Origin of the sequence: Streptomyces iranensis, from assembly GCF_017874715.1 — a bacterium.
In the GTDB taxonomy this organism is placed as follows: domain Bacteria; phylum Actinomycetota; class Actinomycetes; order Streptomycetales; family Streptomycetaceae; genus Streptomyces; species Streptomyces iranensis.
The window spans coordinates 202,828-218,033 of record NZ_JAGGLR010000008.1 but is presented as its reverse complement, the minus strand read 5'-3'; the positions used below and the strand labels follow the sequence as shown (position 1 = coordinate 218,033).

The following is a 15,206-nucleotide window of genomic DNA, read 5'->3' as shown; positions in this document are numbered from 1 at the left end:
GGCCCCGGTTCGGGCGGTCAGGCCGTCCGTGCGTTCAGCCGGTGGCCGGCCGCCGGACGAGGCGCGGCATGTTCGTCCGAGCGTCCTCGCCGAGAACCAGCCAAGCGCCGCCACCAGCAGCCACACCGACAGTATCGAGCGTCGGTCGGACCGTTGATGAGGCCCAGCACGACGCACAGGGCCAGGGGCGGCAGGGCCGCCATGAGCACCCGGGGGAGGTCGCCGGGGCGGGTCGAGTGGGTGAGGAGTCCACGGCCGGCACGGCCGTGCAGGCGAGAGCCACCACGAGGGTCTGCCGCACGGTGCAGATCATGGCCGCGACCAGAACCGCGACCACGGACACCTGGACGACGCGGTCGGCCGGCCCTATCGCGAGCTCCACCAGCAGCGTGGCGCCGATCCCGGTCAGCAGGAACACGGTTATGGGCCAGCCACCCTTTTCGGGCAGGCGCCGGATCCAGGAGGGGATGCCCCGGGATACTTCATGCGGTCCGCGGACCATGCAAGACTCCTTGCCGATCCGACGATCCTCCACCAGCCTATGTGGACATAGGCCACGGCGGCGGTGTGGGCCGCAGCCACGATCACGGTCTGTGTGACGGTGCCACCCGCGGACGCGGTGAGCACGGCGAGCACGACCACCTGCACGATCCGGAAGCCTGGCCCGGTCAGGACGTCCACCAGTGCGACCACGCCGCCCCCAGCCACCAGGGCCGCGGTCACGGCCCAGCCACCCCGTGCGGGGCACTGCGCACTTCGAGCCGTACGGCTTTCTGTGCGGTTTTCCAGGGGCTGTGCAGACTCCTTACGGCCCCCGCCGACCGGCCACAGACTCACTCCGCCTGCGCCCGGCGGCGGAGTCACTCGCTGTCGGTCCGGGCCTTGGCCCAGGGCACGATGACTGCTCGTGCCAGCGTGTGGCTGGACAGGTTGGCGCCCAGGAGGGCGGGGGTGGCGTCGTTGTCCACGCCGAGCGGTTTGACGGACTTGACGTCGAGGGCGTACACGACGATGTAGTAGTGGTGCCGTCCGCTTCCCGCCGGCGGGGCGGCTCCGAGGTAGCGGGTCATTCTGGCGTCGTTGGGCAGCTGGTAGGCGCCCTGGGGCAGGCGGGTGCTCTTCTCGGCTCCGGCGCCGGTGGGCACGCTGGTGGTACTGGCCGGGAGGTCGGCCACCGCCCAGTGCCAGAATCCGCTGCCGGTTGCCGCGTCCGCGTCGTACACCGTCACCGCGAAGCTCTTTGTGTCCTTGGGGAAGCGGCTCCAGGACAGCTGCGGTGAGGTGTCGTTTCCGCCGGCTTTGAGTATGCCGCTGTACTGGGCTTGGGGCAGCCGTTCGCCGTCGCGCACGTCCGTGCTGGTCAGCCGGAAGGACGGCACCTTGGGCAGGCGGTCGTAGGGGGTCCCGGTCGGCTGGGCGTCCCTCGTCGACGTAGGCGGCTTGGGCGGTGTCTGCGCCGATCCGGTGCCGCACCCCATCACCATGGTGGCTGAAACACCCAGGGCGACCGCGAGGGCGGACAGGCGACGGCGGCGCGTCCCCGTGCTGTTGCGGGGATTGCCGGCAGTGGTGGACGGGGCCGCCGGTATGCGGTCGGAGCGGGTGTGCGATGTCATGGTCCTCTTCTCACCTTGAGGGACGTGTGCCGTTGGGAGCGTCGGGGGAGGGGGTGTTGCTCTGTGCTGGAGGGCCTTGCGCCCAGGGCGCGATCACTGCCCGTGCCAGCGTGTGGCGGAACAGGTTGTAGCCCAGGAAACCGGGGGTGGAATCTCTGCTGACGCCGAGCGATTCGACGGATGTGACGTCGAGGGCGTGCACCACGATGTAGTAGCGGTGCCGCCCGCTCCCCGCCGGCGGTGAAGGGCCCAGGTAACGGGCCCTTCTGGCTTCGTTGGGCAGCTGGTAGGCGCCCTGGGGCAGGCGGGTGCTCTTCTCGGCTCCGGCGCCGGTGGGCAGGTGGGTGGTACTGGCCGGGATGTTGACCACGGCCCAGTGCCAGAATCCGCTGGCTGTCGGCGCGGTCGGGTTGTACATCGTCACCACGAAGCTCTGCGTGCCCGTGGGGAAGCGGCTCCAGGACAGATGCGGGGACAGGTCCTGCCCGTCGCGGTTGCCGAGCACACCGCTGCGCTGGGCCCGGGGCATCGGCTCGCCGTCGCGCACGTCCGTGCTGGTCAGCCGGAAGGACGGCACCTTGGGCAGGCGGTCGTAGGGGTTCCAGATCACCTGGGCGTCCGTCGTCGGCGTAGCCGGTGTCTGTGCCGGCCGAGCCGGCTGGCGGGAGCCGGCGGCGCACCCCGCCACCACGGCGGCTGAAACGCCCAGGGCGACGGCGAGACGGAACTGGCCCCGGCGGTGCGCCCGCACACCGTCGCCGGGATTGCCGGTATCGGTGGATGGGGCCGCCGGCCTGCGGTCAGCGTGTTTGTGCGATATCACAGGCTTCTCCTCACCTTGATGGACGCGAGCTGTCGGGAACTGCCGTTGTCCACTGGGAACACGAAGGTGGATCCGGCGTGACCGCTCACGTTGCAGCCCTGCCTGCGGTCTGCTGACTACGCGGACGACCCGCGTGTGGGTGTGGGCGTGGCTGGTTGTCCGGTCATGTAGCCGACGGCGGCCGACAGGATGGCGCGGATGGGGGCGATCTCCGCGAGGGAGCGAGGGGGATAGATCAGGGTGTAAGTGGCGGGAAGCTCCAACATCACGCCCGCGAGCGGGTGGAACTCGCCCCACCCCAGGTCGAGCACCAGTCGGCCGTCCGCCGGGCTGAGGATCATGTGCATGGATCCGTCTGAGGGATGCACGTGGCCCAGCTCGCCGCTCGCCCCGCGCGAGATCGCGTGAGGATAGGCGTCGCCCTTCAGGCACAACGCGTTGTGGTGCTTTTCCCACCGGCTTGTCCGGTATTCCAGTGGCGGCGAGTCCGACCGGGAGAAGTCGTCGAAGACCGAGACCAGGGCTTGTTTCACCGGCGCGGGCGCGTGCTGGTCCACAACCCTGTTCGGGACGGGGTGCGGGGCGGCTTTGGGCCTGGTCCCACCGCGGGCCTGCAGGTCGAGCAGGATGGGACTGATCTCTTCTTCTTGGTTGTGGCTGGTCCCGCCGAAGCGGCCTCGGGCCCGTAAGCGCATTGCCGTCATGCGAAGCCAGCCCCCGGCATTGTGGGGCAGACCCCCGTCCCCAAGCCTTCGCCACTGGCCGTAGTCGCGTACGGCCCATGCGCCGGCCACCAGGGTGGTGGCGGCCAGGCCCGCCGGCAGATACCGGTTCCGGTTGATCTCGTTCATGAGTGCGTCCTCAGGATGGTGGCGGCCAGTCCGGCTGACCGGCATCGACTGCGGTTGATCGCGCTCGTGAGCGCGATCCTTCCCGGCGCGGCATGGACGGCGGCGTGCGCCAGGCGTTTGCTCCTGCTCGACCGCATGGTGGTCAGGTGGCGGTGAACTGCTGGTGCAGGTGGCCCAGTTCTTCGATGGTGCTGATCAGCCGGTCGCCAGGCCGCAGGTACTGGCGCGGCGTGCGGCCGTGGCCGACGCCTGAGGGGGTGCCGGTGAAAATCAGATCGCCGGGCAGCAGCGGGGTGACGGCCGACAGGTGGGCGATGAGCTCGGGCACATCGAAGATCATCTGGCCGGTGTGGCCGGACTGCAGCTCCTGCTCGCCCCGGCGGCAGACGATGGCCAGGTCGGCGGGGTTGGTGAGTTCATCCAGGGTGGTCAGCCACGGGCCGGTGGGGCCGAAGCCGGGATGGGACTTGGCCAGGGAGAACTGGGCCGGGTCGGCGGCGAACTGGCCGGTGCGCTCGGACAGGTCCTGTCCGACCATCAGCCCGGCCACGTGCTCCCACGCCCGCTCGCGTGGCACGCCCTCGGCACGGCGGCCGATGACCGCGACGAGCTCGACCTCCCAGTCGACGGTGTCGGACGGCAGGGCCACCGTGGTGTCGGGGCCGGTCAGGCAGGTGGCGAACTTGGTGAACACCGACGGTACCGCCGGCAGGCCGATCTCGGCGGCGTGGCTGCGGTAGTTGGTGCCGATCGCGAAGATCTGCCGCGGCCGGGGCACCGGCGGCCCAAGCTCACCGCGCTCCACCGGCCTGCCCTTGGCGCGGTCGGCCCACGCCGCCCGGTCCCTCCCCCAGGCGCGAAAGTCGTCCCAGACTTCCCAGAGGTGCATCGGGTCGGGCCCGAAGCGGTCCCCGCTGGCCTCGGCCACGTCCACAACGGTGACGGTGTCGGAGCGGTGACCGGTGATCAGGACGGGACGGTCGTCGTACAGGCCCAGACGCATGGAAGACCTTTCCTTTGCGCGACGTGTTGCTCACTGCAGCGCCGCCGGAAGGCGACATCCCCAACCCTGCTGCCGTGACTTCCCATAAGTCCAACGCATATTTTTCATCACCACGATAAAATTCACTCATGGCAACTTTGCGGCAGCTTGAGTACTTCGCGACCGTGGTCGACACCGGCTCCTTCACCCAGGCGGCCCACCGGCTCCGCGTCACCCAGCCCGCCCTCTCCCATCAGATGCGCGCGCTGGAACAAGCGGTCGGAGGACCGCTGCTGGAGCGGCTGCCCCGTACGGTCAGGCTCACCCCGATGGGCCGCGCCATGCTCCCGCACGCCCGCGCCGCACTCGCCGACGTCAAACGCGCCCAATCCGCCGCCCGACAGGCCGGCGGCCTGGAAGCCGCCGAACTCCACCTCGCCACCCTCTACTCCATCACCCTCGGCGTCCTCCCGAACGTCCTGCGCATTTGGCGACAGCAACACCCGGGCACCCAGATCCGCCTGTTCGAACACTGGCACACCAACCGCCTCACCAACGCCATGGCAGCCGGACAGGCCGACCTGGCCGTCGGACCACGCCCCTCCGGATGGGACGGTCCCATCCACGACATCGGCATCGACGAATTCGTCATCGTGGTGCCCGCCGACGACCCGGCCACCTCCGACCAAGCCACCCACATCGAACTCACAGCACTGGCCGACCGGGCCTGGGTACACTTCCCGCCCGGCAACGGCCTGGGCGACATACTCGACCAGGCCTGCGCCGCGGCCGGATTCCAACCCCGCATCGCGGTCCGCACCGAACAGACCTCCGCCGCCCCCCTGCTCGCCGCGGCCGGCATCGGCCCCACCCTCGTCCCCGCCCACATCATCCCCGTCGGCTTCGACGGCCGTCTCCTGCACCCCCATCCCCCCGTACGCCGAACCCTGACCGCCTACACCCGCACCAGCCCCGACCCCCTCACCACCGCCTTCATCCACACCCTCACCCAACACGCCCGCCTCCTCCCCCCACACCTACAGACGCTGCTCCACACCCAAAACTCCCACCACCCCACCCCACCGACTCCATGACACCCGCTTGGAACCCTGCGCTTCGGCCGGACACGGGGCACCCGCAGCAACCGCCCAGGTCCATGCGAGCACCGCTTCGTCCCTGGTGAGGGCCGCGATATCGGAAGGCCCCTGGGCTTCGTCTGGCAGTAGACGGTCCGCGCAGTAGGTCACCCGCAGATCCGGTACGGGAAGGTGAGACCGGTGTCCCGGTAGCCGGCGGCAAGGGAGGGACGCCATCCGTCGGCCAGTCTCTCGGCTGCCTGGCTGCGAGCCCGCCCCTGGTGGTTCCCGATCCCGTGCACGGCGAGGACCGTCATTCCGGAGCTTCCTCCCCCTTCTTCCTCGGGGTGCGCCCCGGCGCACGGAACGTCACGTGCAGGCCTGGCGGCGGTCCCGCCGCCCGCCCGGCCGCTCGTCGAAGCCGGCGAAGTAGGCCGCGGCCAGGTCCTCGTCGGCATGCCCCTGGGCGGCGGCCCGGCGCGAACCGTTCGGCCACCGCCACGGCGACATCGAGCCGCACGCCGCTGCGCTCGCCGGCCCGGACGACGAGCCGCGCGTCCTTCTCGGCGGTGGCCACGGCGAACGACGCCGGGGTCAGCTGTCCGTCGAGTACCAGAGCCGACTTGGCCCGCAGGTACCCCATGTCGAGCGGTCCTCCGCCGATGAGGTCGAAGAAACTCTGCGGGTCGACGCCGAGGCCCTTCGCGAGGGCCAGTACCTCACCGGTCGCGGCGGTGACGGCGAGCGCCCAGCTGTTGGCCACCAGCTTCAGCCTGCTGGCGCTGCCCGCGGCCCCGTCCTCGCCGGTCCACACGGTCCTGGCGCCGACCGCGTCGAAGACCGGCGTGATCGTCTCCCTGCCGTCCTCGGGCCCGGCCGCCAGCACGGTCAGCCGGCCGGCCTCGGCGGGCCGCCGGGTGCCGAGGACCGGGGCGTCGTAGAACACCAGACCGTGCTCGCGCGCAAATCCTGCCAGGTCGGCGACCAACTCGATCCCGGCGGTGGTGCACTGCGCCCACACAGTGCCCCGGGCGCAGCGCCGGTGCGGCCTGAAGCATCACGTCCAGGACGGTGTTGCCGTCGTAGAGCATGGTCAGCACGGCATCAGCGCCCTCGACGGCCTCGGCGGACGTACCGGTGACAGGTGATCAGGGCAGGACGGCCTTGGTGAAGACCCAGACACATGGCAGACCTTCCTTCCACAGGACCTTCGGGTGGCAAATATCAAGGCTGTGATCCCGGAAAAGAAGGACCAGACCGCCAACCGGAAGAAGACGGGGTCCGAAGGTGGACGCCGGACAGCTGCCTCGTCGGCCTTCACCTGCGCGCCTCGACCATCCGGGTCGGCGACCTCACCAGGACCACTCACTGATCACGCCTCGATACGCGGTGTCGGCGTACACGTGCATGTTCACCTGTACGCCGACAAGTGGTCAGCTGCGGCAGCCACCGACAGGTCAGCGTGTCGGGCCGGATCGGACGCGTGTCATCGCCGGCCGGGCTGGGGCAGCAGATATTCGGCGCCGCACGATTCGGCGAGGGCAGGGCCGAAGAGGGCGGCCGGGGTGTATGCGCCAGGTCGGCCCCCACCGGCCAGCAGCCGCCGGGCGATCTCTGCGGGCACTCCTCCGGTGTACTCCTGTGCGTCGCCCAGGCGCAGCCAGCCCTCTCGGGTCTCGCCGTCCGCCCAGGTGACGACGGCGTGCCCCCAGGAGTGCTCACGCGGCCGTTCCGTCGCCTTGACGCGTACCTGTGCGAGGCGGCGTGTGGTGAACGATCGCAGCCGCTCCCACCGCATGAGCGTGCTCACGGCCGGCATCATCGCCCGGATCACGGGCGAGGACGGTGCCTCGCTGGACGCCGAAAGGACATGGCGGGCGCCGCTCGCCCGGTGAGCCGCGAGAAGTTCGCCCAACGGCATGCTCGCCGTGGTCACCTGCGATCCGTCCGGGAGGGTGAGACGCATCGCATCGCTGAAAATCCGGGCGGGCCCCAGACGACCATCAGTGATCTGACGGCCTTCGAGGCCGCCCAGGAGGGTGCCGATCAAGGCTTCACCAGCAGTGCCTTCCTCCATCGCCATCGAAGGCACCATGTCGACCCGGACCCGAAGCGGTGCGGGACGGCCCTCGCACAGCTTCACCACGACGCTCTCGGTGGCGGTCACGCCGAACCCGGCGCCGGTGACCAGCGTGTGACCCGCCTGGGTGGCCGCGTCGTGCATCTCGAATGCAGCGGAGAGCGCCGCGACATCGTTCGCCAGGTCGATGTAATGGCTGCCGACAGCACGGCAGGCGTCGACGACCGCAGGGGCCGTTGCAGTGAACGGCCCAACCGTGTTGACCACCACGCTGGGTCGTTGCTGCCGGATTTCCGAGGCTGCGGTGGCAAGGGAAGGAGCCAGCAGTGCTTCGCTGTCGGTCTGCTCCGCTGCGGCGTGCAGGCGGTGCGCGTCCCGGCCGACGAGGACGGCCGTCAGGCCGCACTGGGCGAGCTGTGCCGCGATGCTGCGGCCGCTGCGCCCGGTGCCGCCGAGTACCCAGATCTGTGCACTCATTCGAAGAGCTCCTGTAGTGGGGGTGAAGCCGACGGTCGGCCAGAGCTGAGCGTCAGTCGGTCGTGATGATGAGCTTGCCGCCCTTGGGTGTGCCATCGCGCTCGAGTTCGGTGAGCGCCTTGATGGCCTCCGTGAGCGGCACCGTGCGGGCAACCGGCACCCGCAGGGTGCCCTGTCCAGCGGCGCGCGCGGCCTCCTCAAGATCCTCTGGCGCGGCCTGGGCGACCAGGACGCGGAAGGGGCCTGGCAGAGCGGCCTTCACGAACGTTGCAGGCGTGGGGTGGAGGCCGACGATGCGCCCGCCTGGCTTGAGCAGCTGCTTCGCCTCTTTGTCGGACAGCGTGTGGGCGGTGTCGAGGACGATGTCGAATCGGCCGCTGAGCGCCTTCGGGTCGAAGCCGAACTCGACGATCGGGTCGATGCCGAGGTCGCGGGCGTCCTGCGCGGCGGTGGCGCGGCAACTGCCTCCCACCGAGGCGCCGCGCGCCAAGGCGATCTGAGCGGCGGCTCGGCCGACTCCGCCGAGGCAGCCGTTGATGAACACGGTTTGCCCAGGCTGTAGCTTGCCCTTCTTGGTCAGGGCCTGGAAGGCGGTGAGCCCGACGGTCGGAATGGCGGCGGCCTCCTCGAAGGAGAGATCCGCAGGCTTCTTCACGACTGCCTTCTCGTCGGCGACGACCATGTCGCCGAAGGCCCCCGACGCCTTGATCGATGCTCCGCCGAGCACTTCGTCGCCGACACCGAGTCGGGTGACGCCCGGTCCGACCGCCGCGACGACGCCTGCGAAGTCATGGCCAAACCCGCGGGGGAAGGTTCGCCCGGTCACCATCTTCATGACGCCGTTGCGGAGCCCCCAGTCCATCGGATTGGCTGCCGCGGCCCGCACGCGGACCAGGACCTGACCGCTACTGGGCCGGGCCGGCTCGAACTCCTCCAGTCGCATGACTTCGGGACCGCCGTACTGGTGGTACTGGATCCGTTTCATAACTGCCTCCCCAAGTGATGTCATCTCGTGACATCACTCTAGCACCCCCGATGTCACCAGGTGACATCACGCTAGCGGTGGCATGTCACCAGACGACCTCACCTACACTCGCGGCATGGGACGGTGGGAACCTGGGGCCAGAGAGCGACTTCGTGAGGCCGCGCTGGAACTGTTCACGGAACGCGGCTTCGAGCAGACGATGGTGGCCGACATTGCCCAGCGCGCCGGCGTCACCGCCCGCACCTTCTTCCGGTACTTCGCCGACAAACGCGAGGTACTTTTCGACGGCTCGGCCGACCTGGCGAAGCAGGTGCAGAACGTCGTGGAAACGATGCCGCCCACGGCATCGGCGCTGGACGTCGTCGCTGCCGTGCTCGACGCGGTGGCCCAGCTCGCGGGCGACGACCGTGATCGCGCACGGGCACGCCAGGCAGTGATCACGGCCAACACCGATCTCCGTGAACGCGAGCTGATCAAGCAGGCGGCCCTGACAGCCGCGCTGACCGAGGTCCTGCGGCAGCGAGGCATCGGCAACATCGAGGCCAGCCTGGCCGCCGAGACCGGCAGCGCCGTGTTCCGCGTCGCCTTCAACCAATGGGGCGACGCCACCGAGAACCGCGACTTGCGGGACGTCATCCGCGAGACCCTGACCCGCCTTCGGATCCTCGCCGCCGCTGAATAGCCCCGCACCCCGGGCGAGTTCCGCCGCGAAGGTCCGCCGCAACCCCGACGACGAAGGCATGGGCTTCGTCCCGCAACCGAAGCGGTGGGTGGTCGAGCAGGTCAACGGCACCCTCATGCTGCACCGGCGCCTCGCCCGCGACTACGGCCACCGGCCCGACAACGCGCCTCACGCGTCTACTGGGCCTCCACCGCCGGCATGCTCCGCCGCCTCACCACATCATCACCGGCAGGCCCAGCGTGATGGGCAGGGAGACGCCGGTGACGGTCACCTTCGCCAGGGCGTCACCCAGGTCGGGGACGAGCCGCCCCAGGCCGACCCCGCCATCCCGGCGGGGCGGGTGAGGATACCCGCGAGCCGGTCGGTCATCTCCGGCAGCGGCCAGTAGTAGACCCACGTGCCACGGCGCTCGCAGTCGATCAGCCCGGCCTTCCGCAGCAGCTTCAGGTGATGGGAGCGCCCCGAGCGCCAACCCGGACAACGTCGGCGCCGCACAGGAGCGCCTGACCGAGCGGCGGCTGTCCGCACAGGTGGCGGAGTGACGGAGAATGCCTCGGTGCGAGCATTCGAGATCACCACGACCGAAGAGGCGCTGGCCGACCTGCGCGAACGGCTCTCGCGTACTCGGTTCCGGAACGACCTGCCCGGCGAGGACTGGGGATGGGGGACCCCGCAGCCCTGGCTGCGGCATCTCGTCGAGCACTGGCTGCACCGCTACGACTGGCGTCGTACCGAAGCCGAGTTGAACGCCCTCCCCCAGGTCGTCGGTGACTTCGCCGGGCTGCCCGTGCACGCTTTCGCGGTGCGTTCGCGGCACGAGGACGCCACCCCGCTGCTGCTGTGCCACGGCTGGCCCGGCTCGGTGGTGGAGTTCCTCGACTGCCTGCCCGCGCTGGTCGACCCGACCGGCCACGGCGGACGCGCGGAGGACGCCTTTCACGTCGTGTTGCCCTCGATGCCCGGCTTCGGTCTGTCGGGACCGACCGCCGCGCCCGGCGTGGATGTGGCCGCCATCGCCGACGCGTTCGCCGCCCTCATGCGGGAGCTGGGCCACCCTCGCTTCTTGGCGCAGGGCGGGGATTGGGGGGCCTTCGTCGTCCGGCAGCTCGGCCTCGAGCATCCCGGTCGGCTGTGGGGTGCGCATATCAACTTCCCCTGGGCGGTGGCCCCGCCCGGACTTGACGATCCCCTGGCCGAGGCGACGGCGGCGGAGCGCGAGACGTGGGAGCGGAACACCCGGGTGTACGGGGCCGACAACGGCTACTACATCCAGCAGGCCACGCGGCCGCACAGCATCGGCCCGGCGCTGGAGGACTCCCCCGCGGGATTGGCGGCCTGGCTGCTGGAGAAGTTCCACGTCTGGTCCGACACCCGCGACGGCCTGCCGTTCACGCTCGACCGGCTGCTGGACAACACCATGCTCTACTGGCTCACCGGAACCGCCACCTCCGCCGCCCGTCTGTACGCCGAGTCGGAGGCTTATGGCTCCGACCCGCGGGTCTGGGGCCGCAGGGTGGAGGTGCCCACCGGCATCGCGCTCTACCCCCGGGAGAAGACGCGGTCACCGCGCCGGTGGAGCGAGCGCCAGTGGAACGTGGTGCACTGGGTCGAGCAGCCGCGCGGCGGCCACTTCGCCGCCTTCGAGCAGCCCGGACTGTTCACATCCGACCTCCGGGACTTCGCCCGCACACTGCGGACGTACCGGTCCTGACCCCGAGCGCCTACGCACCCCGCGCCGCGAACACCGCCGCGCCCAGCAGGGCCTGGTCCTCGCCGTCGTCGGCTACGGACAGGGTGAGGCGCGCGAGCCGTGGGTCGTGGTGGGTGAGGCCGGCGGTGAGGGGTGGGCCTATCAGGGGCCAGGCGGCGGTGATGGAGCCGCCGAAGACGACCGTGTCGGCCTCGAAGGCGGTCAGCCACGGGGCGAGGGCGGCGCCGAGGGCGCGCAGGGCCGAGGTGATGACGTCGCGGGCGGTGGCGTCGTTGTCGGCGGCGAGGGCCGTCAGTTCGCGCAGCCCGTCGACGGGGCGGCCGGTGCGGGCCGTGTAGTGGGTGGTCATCGCCCGGGTGGAGACCGTGTCCTCCAGCGGACGGCCGTCGACGGTGAGCAGGTCGACGCGGCCTTCGGGCGGCACGCGCGGGTCGTCCTCGACGATCGTCCCCCGGTCCAGGAACGCGGAGCCGACCCCCGTGCCGAGGGTGACCGCGACGAGGCGGCGGCTCTCCGCGTGGGCCGTGTGCCGGACGCCGAGCGCGAAGGCGGAGGCGTCGTTGAGGAACCGCAGCCGGGCCGGGCGCGGGTTCAGACGGGGTGTCAGGAGGTCGCCTACGGCGAGGCCGTCCAGCGCGGCGAACTTGCCGACGCCGTGGTAGCGGGCGATGCCGCGCGCGTAGTCGAACGGCCCCGGGACCGCGATGCCCCAGGTGTCGCGGATCCCGCGCTCGCGAATCCCGCGCGCGCCGAGGGCCGCCGCCGGGGGCGCAGGGAGCCCGGAAAGCCCGGAGAGCTCAGAGAGCCCGGAAAACCCGGAGAGCCCGGAGAGCCCGGAAAACCCGGAGAGCCCGGAGAGCCCGGAGAGCACACCGTTCGCGGTCTCGGCGAGCGCGGTGAGGAAGTCCTCGGGGCCGACGCCTGGCGTCAGCGGCAGGCGGCGCCTGGTGCCGTCGGCGATCCGGCCCCGGTCGAGGTCGACGGCCGCCCCGGTGACATGGGAACCGCCCACTTCGAGGACGGGCACGACGGAGGGCTCATCAGCGCGTCGGTGCGGCACAGCAGGACCTCCGGAGGCCGTCATCGGCGCCTACCGCGGTGCCGGATGGTCGACGAGTGTGGTCGCGATGGTCACGCGGCGCGGCGGCTTCGGGTCGGTGCTCGCCTGGCGCTCGAACAGCAGCGTCGCGGCGGCTCGGCCGAGTTCGACCGGGTCGTAGGAGACGACGGTGAGCGGCAGGTGCAGCATGTCGGCGAGTTCGATGTCGTCGAATCCCGCGAGGGCGACCGGCTCCGCGTCCTGCGCACGGCCCCGCAGGGCACGCAGCGCGCCCACCGTGTTCCGGTTGTTGGCGGTCAGCAGCGCGGTCGGCGGGTCCGGCAGGGCGAGCACGGCGCGCGCCGCCTCCTCCGCGAGCGTGCTGTCGCCCCGGTGCCGGCTGATGTACCGCTCGTCGAGCGCGATGCCCGCCTCCTCCAGCGCCACCGCGTAGCCCCGAAAACGCTCGGAACCCGTCCACAGCGACGGCGGCAGGCCGAGGAAGCCGATGCGCCGGTGGCCGCGGGCGACGAGGCGGCGGCACGCCTCCCGGGTGCCGCCGAAGTCGTCGACGAGGACGCAGTCCACGTCGATGCCCATCGGCGGGCTGGCCGCGAGCACCACCGGGAGGTCGCGCAGCCGTGTCCCGCCGAGGTGGCTGTGGTCGTGCCCGGCCGGGGCGACGACCAGGCCGTCCACGCCGCGGTCCACCAGGTCGGCCACCACCTCCCGTTCGGTGGCCGGGTCCTCGCCGGTGCTGCCGAGCATGACCCGTGCGCCGTAGCCCACACAGATCTGCTCGAGGCCCACGGCGAGTTGGGAGTAGAACGGGTTCGCCAGGTTGGTCACGACCAGGCCGATGAGCTCGTTCGGGCCGCCCGAACGCAGCTCCCGGGCCCGCTTGTTGGGGCGGTAGCCGAGGGCCGCCACCTCGGCGAGCACCCGCTGGCGGGTGGCCTCGCCGATGCCGCGCTGACCGCGCAGCGCGCGGGAGACCGTCATCGGGCTGACACCGAGCCGCGCGGCCACGTCCCGCATGGTGAGGGCCGGTTCGGACTCCGAATGTGCGCTCATACCACCTGTGCCTTCACCAGACGGACCGGCTCCGGCCCCTGACTGTGCACGTGGTAGGCGGTGACGGACGCCGGGACTGCGAGAGTTTCGGCATAGTGTACGGAGTGCCGGTGCCCGGCGGCGGTGGTGATGACCGCGCCCTGCCCGTCGACGACGGTCAGGACGTGGAAGCGGCCGTCGGTCTCCTGCTCGGCGGCCCGGCCCGGTTCGACGGCGATCCGGTGCACCTGGAAGAACATCGCCGGCAGCGCGCCCAGCACCTCCTCCCGCCAGCCGTCACCCGCGCGCAGCGGCCGGGGCCGCTGGATCAGCTCGCGGGCGACCGCGCAACCCGACCGCGCCGGGTCGAGGTTGCGGAAGGCGTGCTCCACGTGCACGGCACGCTGCCGGTCCGCCGCGTCCCGCCGCAGCCAGTCGTAGAACCGCAGTGAGTAAAGATAGGGGGTGGCGCTGACTTCGAGGACGACATTGCCCTCGCCGCTGCCGTGCGGCGTCCCGGCCGGGACCAGGTAGAGCTGACCGGCCTCGGCGGGAAACACCTGCACATACGACTCGATGTCGAACGGTGTGCCGTGTGCGTCGGCGGCGTGCGCGCTGTGGTGGAACGCCTCGACGTCGGCGCCCTCGCGCAGTCCCAGGAAGACCTTGCTGTGCTCCCCGGCGTGCATCAGGTAGTAGGTCTCGTGCTGGGTGTACGGCCAGCCGAAGACATCGCGCATGTCGTCGGGCCTGGGATGGCAGTGGACCGACAGATTGCCGCCGCGAACGGTGTCGAGGTAGTCGAAGCGGACCGGGAACGACGTGCCGAACATCTCGTGCACGGCCGGGCCGAGCACCTCCACCGGGGAGAGCGCGACGACGAGCTGGAACGGCACCTCGACACATCTGGAGGCGTCGTCGCCGAGCAGGACGCCGCTCTCCGGCGCGATCAGCTCGTAGCCGAGGGCCGTGTTCTCCGCTTCCGGGTTGTGACCGAGCGTCTCCTGCGCCCAGTGCCCGCCCCACGGCGTCGAGTTGAAGGTCGGCCGGGTACGGAACGGGCGGGTGGCGAGCGACCGGCAGGTCTCGCGCAGCGCCTGCCCGCCGATCGACGTCGGGGTTACGGTATCGGTAACGTCGATCCATCGGTCGATCCGCTCCGCCATGTGGTCGCGGTGGCGGTCGAGCAGCGGCCAGTCGATGTAGAGCAGCCGCCGCAGGGTCGGCGGCTCGCCCTCGGGCGCCGCGAGGTTGCGGCCCCGGCCGTGCTTGACCGCCGCCTCCGCGTACCGCTTCGGCAGGTCGGCCCACCACAGGACGTCGGCGTCCGCGAGCGCGGCGCCGGGCCCGAGCAGGACGCGCAGCGCGCCGCCCCCGGCCGGATCGGCGAGCGCCGCCAGGGCCCGCGGATCCATCAGGTCGGAGAGGTCGCCGCCCGCCAGCCGTGCGAAGTCGGGGTCGTCCCGTAGCTCATCGGAGTCCGTGAGCCGCCGCACCGTCTCCCAGTCGCGCACCGCCGTACGGACGTCCGCGAACTCCACCCGGGCGCCCCGGTCGCCGAACGCCGCGCCGAGCCCGGCGGCGACGGCGGCCCAGTCCAGTACCGCGGGGCCGTCCACGGCGAGGACCCGGGTCCCCTTCGGGAGCGTCCCGGCCGCGTCGGCCCAGCCGACGGCGACCGCGTCGGCGAGGACCGGATAGCACGGTGTCGGGTCGTACTGCGGCGCCTTCACCTTGACCTGCGGACTCTCGCCCATGTCACCAATCCCGTGAGATCCCGTGAGATACGTTAACGCGACTTCTTTTCAAACCACCTGCACGCCTGTACGTT

General features: G+C 71.1%; 14 protein-coding genes and 3 pseudogenes. 4 read left to right on the top strand and 13 right to left on the bottom strand.

What is annotated here, in order from left to right:
* Positions 1–34 precede the first annotated feature (34 nt).
* The 5 genes from J2Z30_RS16395 to J2Z30_RS16375 all read right to left on the bottom strand — a co-directional run bounded on the left by J2Z30_RS16395 (position 35) and on the right by J2Z30_RS16375 (position 4,293).
* A complete protein-coding gene (locus J2Z30_RS16395) occupies positions 35–502 on the bottom strand; it encodes a hypothetical protein (RefSeq protein ID WP_209468697.1) in 468 nt (155 codons plus the stop codon).
* Positions 503–860: 358 nt separating this feature from the next.
* Entirely contained in the window at positions 861–1,616 is a 756-nt protein-coding gene (locus tag J2Z30_RS16390; protein WP_425580086.1) for a YbhB/YbcL family Raf kinase inhibitor-like protein, read from the bottom strand.
* Positions 1,617–1,626: 10 nt separating this feature from the next.
* Positions 1,627–2,226, bottom strand: coding sequence for a YbhB/YbcL family Raf kinase inhibitor-like protein (locus tag J2Z30_RS16385; protein WP_044581552.1), 600 nt, complete (start codon positions 2,224–2,226; stop codon positions 1,627–1,629).
* Positions 2,227–2,555: 329 nt separating this feature from the next.
* Positions 2,556–3,290, bottom strand: coding sequence for a luciferase domain-containing protein (locus J2Z30_RS16380; RefSeq protein ID WP_052701418.1), 735 nt, complete (start codon positions 3,288–3,290; stop codon positions 2,556–2,558).
* A 142-nt stretch (positions 3,291–3,432) separates the two neighbouring features.
* A complete protein-coding gene (locus J2Z30_RS16375; protein WP_044571315.1) occupies positions 3,433–4,293 on the bottom strand; it encodes a fumarylacetoacetate hydrolase family protein in 861 nt (286 codons plus the stop codon).
* Between the two features lie 128 nt (positions 4,294–4,421).
* Here J2Z30_RS16375 and J2Z30_RS16370 point away from each other — a divergent pair, with 128 nt between their 5' ends.
* On the top strand, positions 4,422–5,366 hold the full coding sequence (locus tag J2Z30_RS16370; protein WP_044571316.1) for a LysR family transcriptional regulator: 945 nt from the start codon (positions 4,422–4,424) through the stop codon (positions 5,364–5,366).
* Between the two features lie 149 nt (positions 5,367–5,515).
* Here the strand turns inward: J2Z30_RS16370 and J2Z30_RS16365 are convergent, their stop codons facing one another.
* From J2Z30_RS16365 to J2Z30_RS16350, 4 genes and pseudogenes are all read right to left on the bottom strand, one after another.
* Positions 5,516–5,665, bottom strand: coding sequence for a hypothetical protein (locus J2Z30_RS16365; protein ID WP_209468696.1), 150 nt, complete (start codon positions 5,663–5,665; stop codon positions 5,516–5,518).
* Positions 5,666–5,717: 52 nt separating this feature from the next.
* Positions 5,718–6,490 (bottom strand): annotated as a pseudogene (locus tag J2Z30_RS16360) (NAD(P)-dependent oxidoreductase); the annotation flags it as partial.
* 344 nt (positions 6,491–6,834) lie between these two features.
* Positions 6,835–7,905, bottom strand: a complete 1,071-nt coding sequence (locus J2Z30_RS16355) for a saccharopine dehydrogenase NADP-binding domain-containing protein (protein ID WP_044571318.1) — start codon at positions 7,903–7,905, stop codon at positions 6,835–6,837.
* A 52-nt stretch (positions 7,906–7,957) separates the two neighbouring features.
* Positions 7,958–8,890: an NADP-dependent oxidoreductase gene (locus J2Z30_RS16350; protein WP_044571320.1), complete on the bottom strand. Its 933-nt coding sequence runs from the start codon at positions 8,888–8,890 to the stop codon at positions 7,958–7,960.
* A gap of 115 nt (positions 8,891–9,005) precedes the next feature.
* Between J2Z30_RS16350 and J2Z30_RS16345 the strand changes: the two genes are divergently transcribed.
* Positions 9,006–9,572 carry a TetR family transcriptional regulator gene (locus J2Z30_RS16345; RefSeq protein WP_044581554.1) on the top strand — a complete coding sequence of 189 codons (567 nt, stop codon included), beginning with the start codon at positions 9,006–9,008 and terminating at the stop codon, positions 9,570–9,572.
* Positions 9,573–9,603: 31 nt separating this feature from the next.
* Positions 9,604–9,815, top strand: a pseudogene (locus J2Z30_RS49620) (IS5/IS1182 family transposase); the annotation flags it as partial.
* Here J2Z30_RS49620 and J2Z30_RS51690 read toward each other — a convergent pair.
* Positions 9,787–10,044 (bottom strand): annotated as a pseudogene (locus J2Z30_RS51690) (hypothetical protein); the annotation flags it as partial. The pseudogenes J2Z30_RS49620 and J2Z30_RS51690 sit on opposite strands and share 29 nt — an antisense overlap.
* An 84-nt stretch (positions 10,045–10,128) precedes the next feature.
* On the opposite strand from J2Z30_RS51690, the gene J2Z30_RS16335 reads away from it, so the two are divergent.
* Positions 10,129–11,283, top strand: a complete 1,155-nt coding sequence (locus J2Z30_RS16335) for an epoxide hydrolase family protein (RefSeq protein ID WP_044581556.1) — start codon at positions 10,129–10,131, stop codon at positions 11,281–11,283.
* Between the two features lie 10 nt (positions 11,284–11,293).
* Here the strand turns inward: J2Z30_RS16335 and J2Z30_RS50935 are convergent, their stop codons facing one another.
* From J2Z30_RS50935 to J2Z30_RS16320, 3 genes are all read right to left on the bottom strand, one after another.
* On the bottom strand, positions 11,294–12,310 hold the full coding sequence (locus J2Z30_RS50935) for an ROK family protein (protein ID WP_044571321.1): 1,017 nt from the start codon (positions 12,308–12,310) through the stop codon (positions 11,294–11,296).
* A 63-nt stretch (positions 12,311–12,373) separates the two neighbouring features.
* Positions 12,374–13,396 (bottom strand): LacI family DNA-binding transcriptional regulator, encoded by a 1,023-nt coding sequence (locus J2Z30_RS16325; protein ID WP_052701419.1) that lies wholly within the window; start codon positions 13,394–13,396, stop codon positions 12,374–12,376.
* Complete coding sequence (locus J2Z30_RS16320) at positions 13,393–15,132, bottom strand: class I mannose-6-phosphate isomerase (RefSeq protein WP_044571322.1); 1,740 nt, start codon at positions 15,130–15,132, stop codon at positions 13,393–13,395. The genes J2Z30_RS16325 and J2Z30_RS16320 overlap by 4 nt, the downstream gene beginning before the upstream one ends.
* Positions 15,133–15,206: the final 74 nt, after the last annotated feature.

What these genes read in the sequence shown, in the direction of transcription:
- J2Z30_RS16355 (WP_044571318.1), bottom strand. Translation starts at nt 7,905, where the DNA reads ATGAGTGCACAGATCTGGGTACTCGGCGGCACCGGGCGCAGCGGCCGC.
- J2Z30_RS16350 (WP_044571320.1), bottom strand. Translation starts at nt 8,890, where the DNA reads ATGAAACGGATCCAGTACCACCAGTACGGCGGTCCCGAAGTCATGCGA.
- J2Z30_RS16370 (WP_044571316.1), top strand. Translation starts at nt 4,422, where the DNA reads ATGGCAACTTTGCGGCAGCTTGAGTACTTCGCGACCGTGGTCGACACC.
- J2Z30_RS16320 (WP_044571322.1), bottom strand. Translation starts at nt 15,132, where the DNA reads ATGGGCGAGAGTCCGCAGGTCAAGGTGAAGGCGCCGCAGTACGACCCG.
- J2Z30_RS16390 (WP_425580086.1), bottom strand. Translation starts at nt 1,616, where the DNA reads ATGACATCGCACACCCGCTCCGACCGCATACCGGCGGCCCCGTCCACC.
- J2Z30_RS16395 (WP_209468697.1), bottom strand. Translation starts at nt 502, where the DNA reads ATGGTCCGCGGACCGCATGAAGTATCCCGGGGCATCCCCTCCTGGATC.
- J2Z30_RS16345 (WP_044581554.1), top strand. Translation starts at nt 9,006, where the DNA reads ATGGGACGGTGGGAACCTGGGGCCAGAGAGCGACTTCGTGAGGCCGCG.
- J2Z30_RS16380 (WP_052701418.1), bottom strand. Translation starts at nt 3,290, where the DNA reads ATGAACGAGATCAACCGGAACCGGTATCTGCCGGCGGGCCTGGCCGCC.
- J2Z30_RS16365 (WP_209468696.1), bottom strand. Translation starts at nt 5,665, where the DNA reads ATGACGGTCCTCGCCGTGCACGGGATCGGGAACCACCAGGGGCGGGCT.
- J2Z30_RS16375 (WP_044571315.1), bottom strand. Translation starts at nt 4,293, where the DNA reads ATGCGTCTGGGCCTGTACGACGACCGTCCCGTCCTGATCACCGGTCAC.
- J2Z30_RS16325 (WP_052701419.1), bottom strand. Translation starts at nt 13,396, where the DNA reads ATGAGCGCACATTCGGAGTCCGAACCGGCCCTCACCATGCGGGACGTG.